This window comes from Pandoraea oxalativorans (genome assembly GCF_000972785.3).
GTDB lineage: Bacteria > Pseudomonadota > Gammaproteobacteria > Burkholderiales > Burkholderiaceae > Pandoraea > Pandoraea oxalativorans.
In genome coordinates this window covers 5,284,877-5,303,216 of sequence record NZ_CP011253.3, presented here as the reverse complement: position 1 = coordinate 5,303,216, position 18,340 = coordinate 5,284,877, and the positions used below count along the sequence as shown (strand labels likewise).

10 protein-coding genes, 2 tRNA genes, 3 rRNA genes and 1 pseudogene are annotated in these 18,340 nt (G+C 59.4%); 10 read left to right on the top strand and 6 right to left on the bottom strand.

Annotated features, from left to right (window positions below; translation table 11 throughout):
- Window positions 1-54: 54 nt before the first annotated feature.
- A complete protein-coding gene (locus MB84_RS23465; RefSeq protein WP_046290067.1) occupies window positions 55-1,320 on the bottom strand; it encodes an IS256 family transposase in 1,266 nt (421 codons plus the stop codon).
- A 280-nt stretch (window positions 1,321-1,600) separates the two neighbouring features.
- On the opposite strand from MB84_RS23465, the gene MB84_RS23460 reads away from it, so the two are divergent.
- The 4 genes from MB84_RS23460 to MB84_RS23445 all read left to right on the top strand — a co-directional run bounded on the left by MB84_RS23460 (window position 1,601) and on the right by MB84_RS23445 (window position 6,655).
- Window positions 1,601-2,314: a M24 family metallopeptidase gene (locus MB84_RS23460; RefSeq protein WP_046290076.1), complete on the top strand. Its 714-nt coding sequence runs from the start codon at window positions 1,601-1,603 to the stop codon at window positions 2,312-2,314.
- A gap of 211 nt (window positions 2,315-2,525) precedes the next feature.
- A complete protein-coding gene (locus MB84_RS23455; RefSeq protein ID WP_046290075.1) occupies window positions 2,526-3,059 on the top strand; it encodes a sigma-70 family RNA polymerase sigma factor in 534 nt (177 codons plus the stop codon).
- A complete protein-coding gene (locus MB84_RS23450) occupies window positions 3,056-4,063 on the top strand; it encodes a FecR domain-containing protein (RefSeq protein WP_046290074.1) in 1,008 nt (335 codons plus the stop codon). Before MB84_RS23455 ends, MB84_RS23450 begins: the two co-directional genes overlap by 4 nt.
- Before the next feature lie 66 nt (window positions 4,064-4,129).
- The gene (locus tag MB84_RS23445) at window positions 4,130-6,655 is read left to right on the top strand and encodes a TonB-dependent siderophore receptor (protein ID WP_046290073.1); all 2,526 of its coding nucleotides are present in this window, start codon (window positions 4,130-4,132) and stop codon (window positions 6,653-6,655) included.
- 4 nt (window positions 6,656-6,659) lie between these two features.
- Here the strand turns inward: MB84_RS23445 and MB84_RS23440 are convergent, their stop codons facing one another.
- Window positions 6,660-8,306 (bottom strand): phospholipase D-like domain-containing protein, encoded by a 1,647-nt coding sequence (locus MB84_RS23440; protein WP_046290072.1) that lies wholly within the window; start codon window positions 8,304-8,306, stop codon window positions 6,660-6,662.
- 689 nt (window positions 8,307-8,995) lie between these two features.
- Between MB84_RS23440 and MB84_RS23435 the strand changes: the two genes are divergently transcribed.
- The 5 genes from MB84_RS23435 (at window position 8,996) to rrf (ending at window position 14,215) form a co-directional block, all read left to right on the top strand.
- Window positions 8,996-10,528, top strand: a 16S ribosomal RNA gene (locus MB84_RS23435).
- Window positions 10,529-10,592: 64 nt separating this feature from the next.
- Window positions 10,593-10,669 (top strand) — tRNA-Ile (locus MB84_RS23430).
- 52 nt (window positions 10,670-10,721) lie between these two features.
- Window positions 10,722-10,797: transfer RNA gene (locus MB84_RS23425), tRNA-Ala, on the top strand.
- A gap of 298 nt (window positions 10,798-11,095) precedes the next feature.
- Window positions 11,096-13,973, top strand: a 23S ribosomal RNA gene (locus MB84_RS23420).
- Window positions 13,974-14,102: 129 nt separating this feature from the next.
- Window positions 14,103-14,215 (top strand): 5S ribosomal RNA (gene rrf, locus MB84_RS23415).
- Together the 16S, 23S and 5S rRNA genes with 2 tRNA genes alongside form the textbook arrangement of a ribosomal RNA operon.
- A 143-nt stretch (window positions 14,216-14,358) precedes the next feature.
- Here rrf and MB84_RS23410 read toward each other — a convergent pair.
- From MB84_RS23410 to MB84_RS23400, 3 genes and pseudogenes are all read right to left on the bottom strand, one after another.
- Window positions 14,359-14,583: pseudogene (locus tag MB84_RS23410) on the bottom strand (transposase domain-containing protein); the annotation flags it as partial.
- 39 nt (window positions 14,584-14,622) lie between these two features.
- The gene (locus tag MB84_RS23405) at window positions 14,623-15,606 is read right to left on the bottom strand and encodes an IS110 family transposase (RefSeq protein WP_046289961.1); all 984 of its coding nucleotides are present in this window, start codon (window positions 15,604-15,606) and stop codon (window positions 14,623-14,625) included.
- A 260-nt stretch (window positions 15,607-15,866) separates the two neighbouring features.
- Window positions 15,867-17,077 (bottom strand): IS3 family transposase gene (locus MB84_RS23400; protein ID WP_157122856.1). Its coding sequence is split into 2 segments (ribosomal slippage): window positions 15,867-16,762 and window positions 16,762-17,077, totalling 1,212 coding nucleotides; the frame shifts between segments, so codons are not numbered across the junction.
- A 177-nt stretch (window positions 17,078-17,254) separates the two neighbouring features.
- Here MB84_RS23400 and tnpA point away from each other — a divergent pair.
- The gene (tnpA, locus tag MB84_RS23390) at window positions 17,255-17,608 is read left to right on the top strand and encodes an IS66-like element accessory protein TnpA (protein WP_052652724.1); all 354 of its coding nucleotides are present in this window, start codon (window positions 17,255-17,257) and stop codon (window positions 17,606-17,608) included.
- A gap of 125 nt (window positions 17,609-17,733) precedes the next feature.
- Here the strand turns inward: tnpA and MB84_RS23385 are convergent, their stop codons facing one another.
- Window positions 17,734-18,330: a plasmid pRiA4b ORF-3 family protein gene (locus MB84_RS23385; RefSeq protein WP_046290070.1), complete on the bottom strand. Its 597-nt coding sequence runs from the start codon at window positions 18,328-18,330 to the stop codon at window positions 17,734-17,736.
- Window positions 18,331-18,340: the final 10 nt, after the last annotated feature.

Sequence of the window (18,340 nt, the reverse complement as noted above, 5' to 3'; positions counted from 1 at the left end):
GGCCGGACGCTGGCGGAGTTAAAGTCAAATCTGGTGTACGGGGCGTGAGCAAGATTAGGCGGCCAGGGGCTGCTGAGCCGGTGTGCTGTCGGTCACCGGCTCTCCATCCTTGAACGTCATCCCGTCAAGCATCGTCGCGATCTTTTCGGGGGCGCGGATGCGCCGCCACGAGTCTTCGGCCGACTCGATCAGCTTGAATGCCAGGCCGAGGAACGTCGCGCGCGAGACGCAGTTGCGCGTGCGCTTGGTGCGGTGACGCACCGTCGCGAAGGTCGATTCAATCGGATTCGTCGTGCGCAGATGCTGCCAGTGTTCGGCCGGGAAATCGTAAAATGCCAGCAGCTCGTCGCGATCTTGCGTCAGCTTTTCGACCACCTTCGGATACTTTGCCGAGTGGGTATCAACGAAGTGATCGAAGGCAACCAGCGCTTCGGCACGCGTGGCGGCCATCCAAATGTCCTGCATCGCCTTTTTGGCGCGGGCCTGCTGCGATTTCGGCAGCGCGTTGAGCACGTTGCCCATCTTGTGGAACCAGCAGCGCTGATGCTCGGTCTGCGGGAACACTTCTTCCATCGCTGCCCAGAATCCCATCGCACCATCTCCGCAAGCCAGCAGCGGCCCTGACTGCAGACCGCGCTTTTTCAGATCGAGCAGCAGTTCGGCCCACGACGCCTTCGATTCCCGATACCCGTCACTGATCGCCACACGCTCTTTCGTTCCGTCCGGTTTGACACCAATGATCACCAACAGGCACTGGCCGTCGGAATCGTCGCTGCGCACGCCGGTGTGAATGCCGTCAGCCCACCAGTACACCCAGCGCGCCAACGACAACTCACGCTGATTCCACTGAGCATGCTCATCGGCCCATTGCGCCTTCAGACGACTCACCACATTTGGCGACAGGCCGCTGACCTGGCCGCCCAGCATGATGCCCATGGCTTCGCTCATGTCGCCCGTCGAGATGCCTCGCAGGTACAGCCACGGTAGTGCGGCCGACACGCGTGCGGATTTGCGAACGTACGGCGGCACGACCGCCGAATTGAAGCGGATGCCCGAACCCGAGCGATCACGCACCTTCGGTACCCGAACCGGCACCGGACCGATGGCCGTGACGACTTCGCGCTCTGGTAGGTAGCCGTTGCGCACCACGGCACGCCGACCGTCGATCGACCTCACGTTGCTGTACTGTTCAAGCATGCTCGCCAGTTCCGCTTCGACTGCCTGCTCGATGATCTGCCGCGCGCCTTGCTGGATCAGTTCATCGAGCGCGCTCTTCGTTTGTGCTTTACTGCCGTTCGTTTCTTTCGTAATCTTCTTCATGGTGGTCGGGGCCGGCTCGCGCCGGCTTTGCTCGGTGTGCCTTCGACAAGCAACATTCTCAGCTAAACCGCCACCGCCTTCTCATATTTCCCAAAGCACCCCGTACACCAGATTCGACAATAGCTCACGCTGGCGCGAAGATGCCGCTGGTTGGCCCGATCGACCCGCTCGCGTTGCCCGGCGAGGTGCGGCGGCGATTCGACAATCCTCTGAGCGACGACATCCCCTGTCGCCCGTCCCCCCGATCCACCGCATTCACCCATTCACCCAGAGGTATTCGATGTCGAATCAAGTGACTTCCCCCGCCGTGCGTTATCCCGACGAAGCCTCGCTGGCCGAGCGTGTCGGCCCCGCGTTCTCCGTCGACGGCATGCTCGCCGCCCGCAACAAGACTCGTGCTGCGATTCGCGATATTGCGGCGAACGTGCGTCCCGGCATGGTCGAGGAAGATGCCGTCGTCATGGCCAAGGGCGTGCTGGTGTCCGCCGGTCTCGAACTGAGCTGGCACCCGACACGTGTTCGCTTCGGCAAAAACACGCTCAAGCCGATGCGCCAGCCGTCCGCACCGGGTGTCGTGCTCGGCGAGAACGATCTCTTCTTCATCGACATCGCGCCGCGCTTCGAAGCGTGGGAAGGTGACGGCGGCGCGAGCTTCGTCGTCGGCAAGCATGACGAATTTGAGCGCTGCGCCCGCGACGCCGAGACGCTGTTTCACGACGTTCGTCAGAAGTGGCAGCGCGAAGGGTCGACCGGACAGGCGCTCTATGCCTACGCCGACGACGTCGCACGCCGCATGGGCTGGACGCTGAACTTCGAGCTGCCCGGCCACCGTGTCTCGGACTTCCCGCACGCTGCGATCCACACCGGCTCGCTGGCGGACTTCGAGACAACGCCGTCCGCCATGCGATGGATTCTGGAGATTCACCTGCGCGATCCGCAACAGCGTTTCGGTGCGTTCTTCGAAGACATGTTGCTTGAGGACGCCTATTACTGAATGCACTGACGGATGTGCAGGCGCCCCTGCGTCTGCCACCTGTCCATCACGTTGCCGGATGCCGCTGTCGCATACGCGCCACGCGTAGCCACGATGGCGCATCGTCCGTCCCATGCCCCTGAAACTTGTTTGCTATACTGCGAACGATTCTCATTTGAAAAACGGTGCCTGAGCCTCGCGGCCTCACCTGGCCCGGGGACAGGAGGGGCGTATGCCCGCCGACGACACGCTGCAGCGCGACACTTCGCTGGGTACGCTCAATACGCTGCAGGGACTCTACAACGACCATCACGGCTGGCTTCACGGCTGGCTGCATCGCAAGACCGGCTGCTCGCATCGCGCGGCCGATCTTGCGCATGACACTTTCGTCCGTCTGCTGGAGCGCGATCCGCCCCGCTTGCTGGCGTCGCCGCGCGCGTTCCTCACGACCGTCGCGCAGCGCGTCCTCTATAACTACTGGCGACGCGAGCAGATCGAGCGCGCCTATCTCGACGCCCTGGCGCAACAACCCGAAGCGCTTGCCCCGTCTCCCGAAGCGCGCGCCATCGTGCTGGAGACGCTGCTCGAAATCGACCGCTGTCTCGACGGTCTGCCACCGCTCGTCAAACGTGCCTTCCTGCTGGCGCAACTGGACGGCCTCACGCATCCCGAAATCGCCGCCGAACTCGGCATTTCACTGGCGACGGTGAAACGTCACCTCGTGCGTGCGGGCACGCAGTGCTTCTTCGCGATGGGGATGGCATGACCCGGTCTGCGACTTTCGACGCGGCGATTGCCCGGCAAGCCGTCGAGTGGTGGGTGACGCTGCAAAGCGGCGACGCCACCGAGACGCTGCGCGCCGCATGCGCGCGCTGGCGGGCGGTGAATCCGGAGCATGAGCGAGCGTGGCTTCACATCGAGAACGCCGACCGGCGTATGCGTCACGTGTCGGGCACGTTGGGGGCGGCCGTTGCGCAGGCGGCGCTGCGCGCGCCCCGCTCGCGCGGACGCCGCATGGCGGTGAAGGCCATCGTCGGCGCGCTGTTTGTCGGCACCGGCGTGTGGGTCGCCAATGATCCGATGGCGGTGCAATGGCTGCGCGCCGATGCACGCACCGGGCCGGGCGAGCGTCGCACGCTGCGTCTGGCCGACGGCACAACGCTCGTCCTCAATACCCGCAGCGCCGTCCGCTTGTCGATGGACGGCGACGTGCGACGCATCGGTCTCGTCGAAGGCGAAATCATGGTGACGACCGGCAAGGACGCGGCGCACGTGCCGCCCCGTGCGTTGATCGTCGCCACGACGCACGGCACGCTTGAACCGCTGGGAACACGTTTCGTCGCGCGTCGGATCGATGGCGGCCGCGACGCTTGCGTGCAAGTTTTCGAAGGTGCCGTGCGCGTGGTGCCGCAAGGCGCACCCTCAGATGACAGGGCGAGCGTGCGGATCGTCCGCGCGGGAGAACAGGCGTCGTTCAGCGCACGCGGCGTCGAGGCGGCGCTGCCACTGGCCGAGGGCGACGGCGCGTGGGCCGACGGCATGCTCGTCACCGTCGACATGCGACTCGACACCTTCCTTGCCGAACTGTCGCGTTACCGGCGTGGCTATCTGCGGTGCGATCCGGCGGTGGCGTCGCTTCGCGTCTCCGGCACGTATCCGCTGGCCGACATCGATGCCATTCTCGGCGTACTGCCGCATGCATTGCCCGTATCCGTGTCTTCCGTCACGCGGTACTGGGTGACGATCGGACCTTCACGGTCAGTGAGCTGATTTGCCGGTCTCGCGTGACAAGGGAAGTGAAACCTTCTCTCCATTGCCTGAACGAGATCTCACATCATGGCCGTTGCTTCACCCGCTCTCCCCGAACTACCGCGCGCCCAGCCGCGCGCCGCTACCGGGTTGCGTCGCCGCCGCGTCTGCGCCGCCGTCGCGCTGACGTTTGCGTCGTTCGCTTCGACGTTTGGCGCGGGCGTCGCCCATGCGCAGACGTCCGAACAGGTACCCGCGACAGCCAAAGCCGCCGCCGCTGCACGCGTGTATGACATCCCGGCAGGCGGGCTCGATGCCGTACTCACGCGCTTCGGACGCGAAGCGGGCATCTTGCTGACGTATACGCCTGCCTTGACGGCGGGGCGCCAGAGCCCGGGTGTGCAAGGCCGCTTCGACGTGCCGGGCGCGTTCGGTCAGATGCTTGCAGGCACCGGACTGACGGCGTCGCCACAGGGGGCCGGTTACACGCTCGTGCCGCAGACGGCCCCGGCGGCTGCAACGCTGGCGGCCGGTGGCGGCTCGGGCGACGTCGCGCTGCCGACGACGCAGGTGCGGGGGCAGGTGTGGTCCGATGCCTACCGTCTGCCCGTGGACGCGAACGTCACCCGCTCGGACACCCCGATCCTCGACATCCCTCAGGCCATCAACGTGGTACCGCGTCAGGTGCTCGCCGACCAGCGCGCCCGCACGCTTGACGATGCGTTGCTCAATGTCAGCGGGATCGTGCAGGGCAATACGCTGGCGAGTACGCAGGACACGCTGCTCAAGCGCGGTTTCGGCGGCAACCGCGACGGCTCGATCATGCACAACGGCATGCCGCTCGTGCAGGGACGCGGGCTGAATGCGAACGCGGATTCGGTCGAAGTGCTCAAGGGGCCGACGTCGCTGCTCTCCGGGATCATGGACCCCGGCGGCGTGATCAACGTGGTGAGCAAGCGTCCCCTGCTCAAGCCGTACACCGCAGTGAGCGTGGCGGGCACGACGTATGGACATGGTAAGAACGGCGTCGAGGAGACGCTCGATACGACCGGCCCGATCGGCGATTCGGGACTGGCTTACCGGCTGGTCGTCGATCAGAACAATCAGCAGTACTGGCGCGTCTTCGGTTCGCAGCGCGAGACCCTCGTCGCCCCGACGCTTGCCTATTACGGACGCGATACGCAGGTGGTTGCCTCCTACGAGTACCGTAACTTTCTGACGCCGTTCGACCGGGGCACCGCGCTGGACCCGAAGACGAACCGGCCGCTGGCAATTTCCGCGCGGGAGCGTCTGGACGATGTCCACAACGAAATGGCCGGGCAGTCGCATCTGGCGCAGATCACCGTCGACCATCAGTTCAATCCGGACTGGAAGGCGCATTTTGGCTACAGCTACAACACCGAGACGTACGACGCGGGGCAGTTGCGCATTACCGGCGTGAATTCCACGACCGGGATCGTCTCGCGCAGTAACGACGGTACGCGCGGCTCGGACAGCACCGACAGCTTCGGTACGGCGTATCTCGACGGCAAGGTGATGCTCGCTGGCATGCGTCACGACCTGCAATTCGGCGGTGACTGGGAGTATCGACGCATCTATCGGCGCGATCTGCTGCGTCAGGCTGCAAAGTGCACGTTCTCTTATCTGAATCCGGTGTACGGCTGCGAGGTGATTCCGAGTACGGTGTCCGCTGCCGATAGCGATCAGACCGACACGCTGCACGACGCGTCGCTGTTCTTCCAGGACGCCCTCCATCTGACCGATCGCTGGATCGTGGTCGGCGGTGTGCGGTTGCTGACGTATAGCCAGATCGCGGGCAAGGGGCGGCCGTTCAAGGAAAATACGAACATCAGCGACTCGAAGTGGCTGCCGCGCGCGGGTGTCGTTTATAAGGCGCGGGAGTATCTGTCGTTCTACGGTAGCTATTCCGAGTCGCTCAAGCCGACGTCCACCATTGCGCCGTTGTCGACGGGGGTGGTCATCGACTCGAACGTCGCGCCCGAACACGCGAAGTCGTACGAGGTCGGGGCGAAGCTCGACATGCCGAACGGGCTGAGTGGCGACCTCGCGGTGTTCAACATCGACAAGCGCAACGTGCTGGTGTCGCAGGCGGTGCCCGGGAGCAGCACGCTGGACTGGCGCACGTCCGGGGCGGCACGCTCGCGGGGTGTCGAACTGGATGTGTCGGGGCGCATCGGTCAGCGCTGGAACGTCATCGCGAGCTACGCATTCATCGACGCGAAGATCACCGATGATCCGATGTACACCGGCAACACGCTCGTCAATGCGGCACGCCATACGGCGTCGCTGGCAGGGGTGTATGACTGGGGGCCGGTGCTGGGGGACGGGAGCGGCAATCTGCGTCTCGGAGCGGTGGGGCGGTACATTGGGGCGCGTCCGGGCGACTCGGCGAACAGTTTTACGCTGCCGGCGTACTTCGTTGCCGATGTTTTCGCGACGTACGACACGAAGATCGGACGGCATCCCGTTCACTATCAGCTCAACGTGAAGAACGTGTTCAACAAGACGTACTACCCGTCGAGCGTCAGCCAGACGGTCGTGGCCATCGGCGACGCGCGCTCCGCGACGTTGTCGGCAACGTTCGAGTTCTGATAGATCAGAGCAGGTCGTCGCTTGGAAGCAGCGTGAAAGCACCTGCGACGGCGTTGCGGCTGAAGGTTGCGTAGGGTTCCACGTCGAACACGCGCGGGTTGCCGTTCTCCTCGCCGACCCAGCGAAGCGCGGGCATCGTCGGCGGCGTCGGCGTGGGCGGCGCAGTGCCCGGCGGTGCCAGCTCGACCCGGAAGCTGCTGCGCGGTGACGTCGCCCGGTCGAAGATCCGCGCCATGCGTTCGGCGAACTCGGGGCTGTGGATGACGATCGCCAGTTCGGTGTTCAGACGTACCGAGCGAGGGTCGAGGTTGAACGAGCCGAGGACGACGTCGCGCCGGTCGATGACGTACGCCTTGCCGTGCAGGCTCGCCTTCGATGACCCGCCGAACGTGACGCGGCGCGTGGGGCGCTCGCCGTCATCGGTACGGATCGGCTTGAATTCGTACAGTTCGATGCCGGCTTGCAGCAGGGCCGGACGGTAGCGCGCGTAGCCGGCGTGGACGGGGACGACGTCGGTCGCTGCCAGCGAATTGGTCAGTACGCGGACTTTGACGCCGCGTTGCGTCAGCGTCGACAGAAACCTGACGCCGCCATCCAGTGGCACGAAATACGGCGAAATGATCAGCACTTCGCTTTGCGCCTTCGCAGCGAGTTGACGGAGTTTGTCGGCCGGGGCGCTCTGGGTTTCGGTGGCGGGGGCGTCGAGTTTGTCAGGGGTGTCGGCGGCGAGTTCGGCGGGAGCCCAGAAGAGCGGGACCGTACCGTCGCGCAGACCGGCGGCGAGTGGGGGCTGGTGCAGGGCCTCGTGCCCCGCGGGGACGCCGTCGGCGTCGCGCCAGTGCTTGGCGAGGGCGTCGCGCGTGGCGTCCAGCGTCTCGTTGTCGATCTTTGATTGCACCTGCTTCAGCGGATAGGACTGCGGGCTCGTCCAGAAGTGGTCGAAGCTGCGGGAGATGGCGTCGACGACCGGCCCTGCACAGAGCAGATCGAAGTCGCGGAAGGAGAGGTCGGGGTTGGCATCGAAGTATTCGTCCCCCAGATTGCGGCCGCCCACGATGGCCAGTTGATTGTCGGCGACGAGCGCCTTGTTATGCATGCGGCGGTTCAGCTGGTCGAAGCGCGTCAGGAGGTTGCCAGCACGCTCCAGTAGCGTGGTGTCGCGCGTGCCGAACGGATTGAAGACGCGGATTTCGATGTTGGCGTGTTGGTCGAGCGCGGCGAAGGCGGGGTCGGTATGGCGACGGTTGATGTCGTCGACCAGCATGCGCACACGCACGCCCCGGTCGGCAGCGTAGATCAGCGACTGGAGCAGCAGACGGCCGGTGACGTCCTCGCCCGCGCTGTAGTACTGCACGTCGAGACTATGTTGGGCGGACTGAACGAGCGCGAGACGGGTGGTGAAAGCGGCAGACCCCGTCGCGAGCAACTGGAAGCCGGATTGGCCCGGATGCGTGCGAATGGCCGGGGCGAGGGCGGTGGCCAGTTCGCCGGGCGTACCGGCCGGTGTGTGAGACGTCCATGGCGACGGCTCCGGTGGCGGGCGCACCGACGTGCAGGCCCCGGCCAGCAGGGCGATCGGAATGAGCACCGCGATGCGCCAACGGCGAAACGGCTGGACGACGCAAGACAGGAGGGCGCGCGCTAGGAGCATCTCAAACGCTCTTATATAGAGAGGTAGGGGGAGACATCGACGCAGGCCTCGCCTTTCCATATAGGGAAGCTTTCAGGAAGCATATGCGATTTCATTCGTTGCGTCGCCGGGGGCGGGCCGGATACAGTGGACCCGTCTCCTCCATGTGTCCTGTCCCATGGATCTTGGCCCGCTCACGACGCGGGCCTTTTTTGCCCTTTTCAAATTATTTTCACAAAGTGCTTGCCAGGGTTCGGGGTTTTCACTAATATTCCGTCTCTCGCAACGACAGCGACGCAGCGAAAGCGGCGACGAAGTTGAAGCGACGGGCTGGAAAGCCCGGTGGTTAGTGGTTTTGGAGCTTGCGAGTCGCTACGGCGACGAACGAAGAAAGCGAAAAAAACTGTTGACGACGACGAGAAGCTGCGACATAATCTCACTTCTCTGCTGCTGATGCAGCGACGCAGAAAACGAAGCGACGGCGCGGTAGTTGAGCGACGAAGTTAAGTCAGATGCGATTGATCTTTAAAAATTAAACAACCGATAAGTGTGGGCACTCGATGAATGGTGCGTCTGCTTCGGCAGATAAGCTTTAAATTTATTGAGGCTCACATAGTAATAGGTAAGTTAAGTAATTAACTTGTCAGCATACTTTGAGAGCGACCGGTTCGAGTGATTTATCACGAAAAACCGAAAACAGTAACAGGTTTAAACTGAAGAGTTTGATCCTGGCTCAGATTGAACGCTGGCGGCATGCCTTACACATGCAAGTCGAACGGCAGCACGGGTGCTTGCACCTGGTGGCGAGTGGCGAACGGGTGAGTAATATATCGGAACGTACCTTGTAGTGGGGGATAGCTCGGCGAAAGCCGGATTAATACCGCATACGCTCTGAGGAGGAAAGCGGGGGACCTTCGGGCCTCGCGCTACAAGAGCGGCCGATATCAGATTAGCTAGTTGGTGGGGTAAAAGCTTACCAAGGCGACGATCTGTAGCTGGTCTGAGAGGACGACCAGCCACACTGGGACTGAGACACGGCCCAGACTCCTACGGGAGGCAGCAGTGGGGAATTTTGGACAATGGGCGAAAGCCTGATCCAGCAATGCCGCGTGTGTGAAGAAGGCCTTCGGGTTGTAAAGCACTTTTGTCCGGAAAGAAATCCTCTGGGTTAATACCTCGGGGGGATGACGGTACCGGAAGAATAAGCACCGGCTAACTACGTGCCAGCAGCCGCGGTAATACGTAGGGTGCAAGCGTTAATCGGAATTACTGGGCGTAAAGCGTGCGCAGGCGGTTTTGTAAGACGGATGTGAAATCCCCGGGCTTAACCTGGGAACTGCATTCGTGACTGCAAGGCTAGAGTATGGCAGAGGGGGGTAGAATTCCACGTGTAGCAGTGAAATGCGTAGAGATGTGGAGGAATACCGATGGCGAAGGCAGCCCCCTGGGCCAATACTGACGCTCATGCACGAAAGCGTGGGGAGCAAACAGGATTAGATACCCTGGTAGTCCACGCCCTAAACGATGTCAACTAGTTGTTGGGGATTCATTTCCTTAGTAACGAAGCTAACGCGTGAAGTTGACCGCCTGGGGAGTACGGTCGCAAGATTAAAACTCAAAGGAATTGACGGGGACCCGCACAAGCGGTGGATGATGTGGATTAATTCGATGCAACGCGAAAAACCTTACCTACCCTTGACATGTACGGAAGTCCGCTGAGAGGTGGATGTGCTCGAAAGAGAACCGTAACACAGGTGCTGCATGGCTGTCGTCAGCTCGTGTCGTGAGATGTTGGGTTAAGTCCCGCAACGAGCGCAACCCTTGTCCTTAGTTGCTACGCAAGAGCACTCTAAGGAGACTGCCGGTGACAAACCGGAGGAAGGTGGGGATGACGTCAAGTCCTCATGGCCCTTATGGGTAGGGCTTCACACGTCATACAATGGTCGGTACAGAGGGCTGCCAAACCGCGAGGTGGAGCTAACCCCAGAAAACCGATCGTAGTCCGGATCGCAGTCTGCAACTCGACTGCGTGAAGCTGGAATCGCTAGTAATCGCGGATCAGCATGTCGCGGTGAATACGTTCCCGGGTCTTGTACACACCGCCCGTCACACCATGGGAGTGGGTTTTGCCAGAAGTAGGTAGCCTAACCGTAAGGAGGGCGCTTACCACGGCAGGATTCATGACTGGGGTGAAGTCGTAACAAGGTAGCCGTAGGGGAACCTGCGGCTGGATCACCTCCTTTCTAGAGCATGCACTGGAAGTTGAGTGTTCACGCTTATCGGTTGTTGACTGCGTAGATCTAAGTCGGGTCTATAGCTCAGTTGGTTAGAGCACCGTCTTGATAAGGCGGGGGTCGATGGTTCGAGTCCATCTAGACCCACCAAGCTTTTTAACCACTGTGCGACAGACTCAAGTGGTGGTAAGTCGGCTTGATTGGGGGATTAGCTCAGCTGGGAGAGCACCTGCTTTGCAAGCAGGGGGTCGTCGGTTCGATCCCGTCATCCTCCACCAATACCTTAGATCGCATCGATGTCAGTCAAAAGCAAGTTATCTCAGTGGTACTTCTGAAGTAAATCCCTGAAAATGAATGCTTTTGAATGACAGCAATGTCATGCAGTTTATGTTCTTTAACAATTTGGAAGAAGAAGTAGTACAACGGAAGCGCGTTAGAGATGGCGCGTGGAAATTGTACGGGTTGTGATTGTATCAACCAGTATTTAAGTGATCGAAAGATGACTTGGAATACGGCACAACGCTAATACTCAACCTGTAGCGAATGTCTGGCTTCGGCAAGACACACTCGTTATAGGGTCAAGCGAATAAGTGCATGTGGTGGATGCCTTGGCGATTACAGGCGATGAAGGACGCGATAGCCTGCGAAAAGTTGTGGGGAGCTGGCAAATAAGCATTGATCCACAAATGTCCGAATGGGGAAACCCGGCCTTTTAGGTCATCCTAGACTGAATACATAGGTCTAGCGAAGCGAACGCGGCGAACTGAAACATCTAAGTAGCTGCAGGAAAAGAAATCAACCGAGATTCCCAAAGTAGTGGCGAGCGAAATGGGACCAGCCTTCAAGATTTAGCACCGGTGTTATCAAAACGGAATGGAAAGTCCGGCCATAGTGGGTGATAGCCCCGTATGAGAAAACCCTGGTGTGGAACTAAGCTTGAGAAAAGTAGGGCGGGACACGTGAAATCCTGTCTGAAGATGGGGGGACCATCCTCCAAGGCTAAATACTCGTAATCGACCGATAGTGAACCAGTACCGTGAGGGAAAGGCGAAAAGAACCCCGGGAGGGGAGTGAAATAGATCCTGAAACCGCATGCATACAAACAGTCGGAGCCTCGTAAGGGGTGACGGCGTACCTTTTGTATAATGGGTCAGCGACTTACATTCAGTGGCAAGCTTAACCGAATAGGGAAGGCGTAGCGAAAGCGAGTCCGAATAGGGCGTTCAGTCGCTGGGTGTAGACCCGAAACCAAGTGATCTATCCATGGCCAGGTTGAAGGTGCGGTAACACGTACTGGAGGACCGAACCCACTAACGTTGAAAAGTTAGGGGATGAGCTGTGGATAGGGGTGAAAGGCTAAACAAACTTGGAAATAGCTGGTTCTCTCCGAAAACTATTTAGGTAGTGCCTCGTGTATCACCTTCGGGGGTAGAGCACTGTCATGGTTGAGGGGTCCATTGCGGATTACCTCGCCATAGCAAACTCCGAATACCGAAGAGTGCAATCACGGGAGACAGACATCGGGTGCTAACGTCCGGTGTCAAGAGGGAAACAACCCAGACCGCCAGCTAAGGTCCCTAAATATTGCTAAGTGGGAAACGAAGTGGGAAGGCTAAAACAGTCAGGAGGTTGGCTTAGAAGCAGCCACCCTTTAAAGAAAGCGTAATAGCTCACTGATCGAGTCGTCCTGCGCGGAAGATGTAACGGGGCTAAGCAATATACCGAAGCTGCGGATGCGAGCTTGCTCGCATGGTAGGAGAGCGTTCTGTAAGCCTGTGAAGGTGTCTTGTAAAGGATGCTGGAGGTATCAGAAGTGCGAATGCTGACATGAGTAGCGATAAAGGGGGTGAAAGGCCCCCTCGCCGTAAGCCCAAGGTTTCCTACGCAACGTTCATCGGCGTAGGGTGAGTCGGCCCCTAAGGCGAGGCAGAGATGCGTAGCTGATGGGAAGCAGGTTAATATTCCTGCACCGTCGTATGATGCGATGGGGGGACGGATCGCGGAAGGTTGTCCGGGTGTTGGAAGTCCCGGTCCCTGCAGTGGAGAAGGCGCTTAGGCAAATCCGGGCGCGTAATTCAAGGCTGTGGGGCGAGCGAACTTGTTCGCGAAGCAATTGGAAGTGGTTCCAAGAAAAGCCTCTAAGCTTCAGTCATACGAGACCGTACCGCAAACCGACACAGGTGGGCGAGATGAGTATTCTAAGGCGCTTGAGAGAACTCGGGAGAAGGAACTCGGCAAATTGGTACCGTAACTTCGGGATAAGGTACGCCCTTGTAGCTTAACTGGCCTGCGCCAGGAGGGTGAAGGGGTTGCAATAAACTGGTGGCTGCGACTGTTTAATAAAAACACAGCACTCTGCAAACACGAAAGTGGACGTATAGGGTGTGACGCCTGCCCGGTGCCGGAAGATTAAATGATGGGGTGCAAGCTCTTGATTGAAGTCCCGGTAAACGGCGGCCGTAACTATAACGGTCCTAAGGTAGCGAAATTCCTTGTCGGGTAAGTTCCGACCTGCACGAATGGCGTAACGATGGCCACACTGTCTCCTCCCGAGACTCAGCGAAGTTGAAGTGTTTGTGATGATGCAATCTACCCGCGGCTAGACGGAAAGACCCCATGAACCTTTACTGTAGCTTTGCATTGGACTTTGAACCGGTCTGTGTAGGATAGGTGGGAGGCTTTGAAGCAGGAACGCTAGTTTCTGTGGAGCCGTCCTTGAAATACCACCCTGGTTTGTTTGAGGTTCTAACCTAGGTCCGTAATCCGGATCGGGGACAGTGCATGGTAGGCAGTTTGACTGGGGCGGTCTCCTCCCAAAGTGTAACGGAGGAGTACGAAGGTACGCTAGGTACGGTCGGAAATCGTGCTGATAGTGCAATGGCAAAAGCGTGCTTAACTGCGAGACTGACAAGTCGAGCAGGTGCGAAAGCAGGTCATAGTGATCCGGTGGTTCTGTATGGAAGGGCCATCGCTCAACGGATAAAAGGTACTCTGGGGATAACAGGCTGATACCGCCCAAGAGTTCATATCGACGGCGGTGTTTGGCACCTCGATGTCGGCTCATCTCATCCTGGGGCTGTAGCCGGTCCCAAGGGTATGGCTGTTCGCCATTTAAAGAGGTACGTGAGCTGGGTTTAAAACGTCGTGAGACAGTTTGGTCCCTATCTGCCGTGGGCGTTGGAAGTTTGAAGGGGGCTGCTCCTAGTACGAGAGGACCGGAGTGGACGAACCTCTGGTGTACCGGTTGTCACGCCAGTGGCATCGCCGGGTAGCTATGTTCGGAAGAGATAACCGCTGAAAGCATCTAAGCGGGAAACTCGCCTTAAGATGAGACTTCCCTAGGAACTCGATTCCTTTGAAGGGTCGTTCAAGACCAGGACGTTGATAGGTCAGGTGTGGAAGCGCAGTAATGCGTTAAGCTAACTGATACTAATTGCCCGTAAGGCTTGATCCTATAACCAGTGTGTTTTTCCTGGTGTGAGTATCGCTGTGCCGATACAACTCATAACCCACAAGAATTGTTGTACTACGCTTCTTCCGAATTGGTTTTGCTGACCCCGCTCAGCAGAACATACAAGTTAAGCCTGATGACCATAGCGAGTTGGAACCACCCCTTCCCATCCCGAACAGGACCGTGAAACGACTCCACGCCGATGATAGTGCGGATACCCGTGTGAAAGTAGGTAATCGTCAGGCTCCCCTTAAAAACCCCTTGCTACCTCAGTAGCAAGGGGTTTTTGCTTTGTGACACGTGAAAGTGCGAAAACGCTTAGTTCGTATAAGACGACTCTGAAAGGTAAGCCTCCGGTAAACCCATCCCCAATGGAGAGTCCGGGCAATCAGGTGTTTGCCGGCTTCCAATGATGCGGTAGCAGTTGCGCGATGTCTCTGGCTTTGTGCGTCGGCAATCGAGTCAGCACGTCCTTCAGATAGACGTACGGATCGTGCCCATTGAGTTGTGCCGAGCGGATCAAGCTCATGATCGCCGCACCGCGCTTACCCGCACGCAATGAGCCAGCAAACAACCAATTGCCGCGTCCCGTTGCCCATGGGCGGATCTGGTTTGAACCGCCCCGGATTTTGTGGAGATACCGTCTTGCCCGTCAAGCGATTGCGACGTAGTTCGCCCGATAAGGCTGTCGTGTCTTCAGAACGCCGAAACACAGATGCACAAGCTTACGCATTGCAGCGCCGAGTATAGACATGGTGGATTTGCCACGCGCTGCCAAGCGTTCACACAATGCCTTGATGTGGGGGTTATAGCGTTTAGCGACGACGGCCGCCATGTAGAGAGTTGCCCGTACCTTGGGCGGCCCGGCCTTCGATAAACGTGAAGGGCCCTGGATCGACGATCCCGACTGCCTCTGCACCGGCACCAGGCCGAGATACGCCGCAAGTTGTTCTGCAGAATCGAAGTGGCGCGCGTGCATGATGGCAAGCAGCGTGCGGCCTACCTGAGGGCCAACTGCCGGGATACTTTGCAGCAGCATCAAGTTTGCTTTAAGGCCCGGATGGGCAGCAATGTGATCATCGATCTCGCGTTGCAGGCTGGCTAAATGGCGCTCCAAAAACTCGATCGTCTCGAGAATCGAATGCAGGACTAGCGCCGTTGGAGCCGTGATTTCCGCTTTCTCATGCCGGTTGCGCTCACGCTGAAGATCTTGTGCAAGCGCTTCACGGCGCGCCATCAGTGCTTGAAGTATGCGAGCCTCGGGCGCTGGAGGACTCCAGCGCATTGGCTGTGCGTGCATCGCAAAGCGCGCTAACACGTGGCTGTCTACCATGTCGTTCTTCGTGCGCACGCCCATTCCCGTCGCAAAAGCACGCACCTGCGCAGGATTAACGACAGACACGGAGAGCCCGGCATCGTGCAGGCCACACGCGGCCATCTCGTGATAGACGCCGGTACCTTCGAGCGCGACATGTACGTGGCTCGGCTCGGTGTGTCTCTTGCCCAACCAGCCCAACAGATCGGTTAGGCCGGCGCGGCTATTGGCAACAACCTTCGTACTATGCTTGCCGTTTGTCATGTCCAGCAGGCAGCAATCCAGCTTGGCTTTGGCAACATCAATACCGAGGTAGAACATCAATTTGATCCTTAATCGAGGAATCAATACCAACTCACCCACTTGCCTTGTACATACAGGGTCCACGCCCTTGGCTACCGTTCAGTGTCTGTGCTGGTGAGGGCGAGGCGAAGGGCATTATCTCCACAGCAAGGTCCAAGCCTTCAGGCTCCAAACATGCTCACTTCACCTCATGTGACGGTAGCTAACCATCACGAAGACGAAGATACAAGGCTCCAACTCTTGAGAGTGGAGTTGACCCTGTAAAACCGGACACACCATCACACTAAGGTTGCTGAATCCATCGAGCGCCGGAACTCGCGAGGCGAGCGGTATTTCAGCGCGCTATGGGGGTGCTTCTCGTTGTAATGCTCAAATGCAATGGCCAGATTGTGAGCAGCGGTTGCAGCATCCGGCTTCGGCATGAAGGCGACGTAGTCGCGCTTCATCGTTTTCACGAAGCTCTCGGCCATGCCGTTACTTTGCGGACTGCACACGGGCGTGGTCAATGGCTTTAGTCCGATGTTCATCGCAAACCGGCGCGTATCGTCAGCCGTATAGCCCGAACCATTGTCGCTCAGCCACTCGATTTCGGACGGCGTATGCACCTCGTTGCCGAACCGATTTTCCACTGCGGCCAGCATCACGTCGCGCACAATGTCGCCGCTGTGGCCTGCTGTCGTCGCCGCCCAGCTCATCGCTTCTCGGTCGCAGCAATCCAGCGCAAACGTCACACGCAGCGGCTCGCCGTTGTCGCAGCGGAACTCGAAGCCGTCCGAGCACCATCGCTGATTGCTGCGCGCGACGGCCACTTTGCCATCATGTCGACGGTGGGCTCGCGGCGCAATCGGTCGGCGCTGCGTCAGCAGCCCATGCGTTCGCATGATGCGATAAATGCGCTTGGCATTGAACGGCGCCAGTCCAACTGCAACGCGCTCGTTGCGCAACGTGCCCCAAACCCGCCGGTAGCCATAGCTGGGCAAATCGCCGACGACACGGCGGATTTCCTCGACTACAGTTTCGTCGTCGGTCGGCCTTGATTGCCGGCCATCGCGCCACGTCGCCGGACGCGACAGTCGTGCCGATACGTTCGAGCGCGACACGCCGAGAACTTCACAGACCAGTTTCACTGGCCGTCCTCCGGCAGCAAGGGCGAGTGCGCTATCCATTTTTTTGCTCGGCTGTATTCAACTGCTTCCCGGAGAATCTCGTTCTCCATTGTTTTTTTGCCGAGCATCCGTTGCAGCTCGCGAATCTGCTTGAGCGCATCAGCCAACTCCGATGCCGGAACCACTTCTTCGCCAGCCTTGACCGCTGACAGGCTACCGTCCTGGTACAGCTTGCGCCAGTGGAATAGCTGGTTCGGGTTCACGCCGTAATGGCGCGCGACCATTGAAACCGATTTTCCCGGTTCGAAACTCTCGCGAACCATCGACAGTTTCTGCTCCGCCGTCCAGCGACGCCGGCGCTCTGGGCCCGTCAACACTTCCATCACTTCCTGCTTGGTGTTAGTCAAAAACACAGTCTTATGCCTACCCGTTATTGTAAGTGGGTCGCTGTGTCCGGTGTTTCATGGGGCCGCTCCACGCTCCAGCAACCGGCGAACTCATCTTCCGTGGTGAGCGCGAGCACGCGATAGTGTCCACTTAAAAATAAGTGGACACCTATCGTGGACAAAAATGTAGCGGTTAAGCGCGTGCGGCGCTCGTACTCCAGGCAGTTTAAGAGCGAGGTCATTGCCCAATGCTTGGCTGGTGGCAAGTCAGTCGCCGGCATCGCGCTCGAGCATGGCTTGAATACTAATGTCGTGCACAAATGGCGGCGCCGGGCGCAGGCGGCTGCGCTCCCCGTCCCCATGCCACCCTTTGTGGCAGTGGCCACTCCCGCGCCAGCCGTCGCAGACATCGTCCCACGCCAGGCGATCGACATCGAAGTCGTCCGAGGTGACACCACCGTCTCGGTGCGATGGCCGCTCGACGCCGCGCCGGCCTGTGCGTCCTGGTTGCGAGATTGGCTGCGATGATCCGCGTCGATGCCATCTGGCTGGGTAAGCGTGACTTGAAGGCCGCATGGACAAAGGTTCCTGCGGTGTCCAAAGTGATGTCCGTTACTTCAAGTGTAAGCGTCACTCTAAGGCCGTCTTGACGATCAGAGCTTGACCTCTGAGAGCCGCTGATTCGTCAGCACGAGATCGAAAGCGGCGGGATCGAAGCTGCCGCCACACCTCTCGAGGAAGTGGTCGTGTTCCTCGTGCGTCGGATCGGTGATCGCTTCGAGGAAGTCGGCATATCCTGGAACTCCACCGACGTCTTCCGGTGGACACGCATTCTGCCCGTCCAGGCACAGCGGCCGGCGCATGTCTGGATCAGGCGTCAGCGCCTTCTCGACCTTGATCCGATGCTGCCAGTTGTCCCCGTAATCGTAGACGTAGGTGAATGACTTCAACCCGCCCAGCGCCTTCGCCAGCGTGACCCGTGCTTCATTGAGCATTGGCGGATCGCTCTCGAACCCGAAGTCATCCGGTTCACCATAGTTGGTTTCGCCGAAGACGAATTCGTGCAGGTGCCCGCCCTCCCAGCCCATGGCCAGCAGTAGCACGACATGCAGCTTGCCCAGCCGGATCGAACCGGGAACGATGATTCGGCGCCAAATCGCAGGCTTGATGTACTTCAGCTCAACGCGCAGTACGTAATCGGGCACTGGCGCCTTGACTCGGCGCACAGCAGGTCTGAGGGGGTGGACCATCGGATTGATT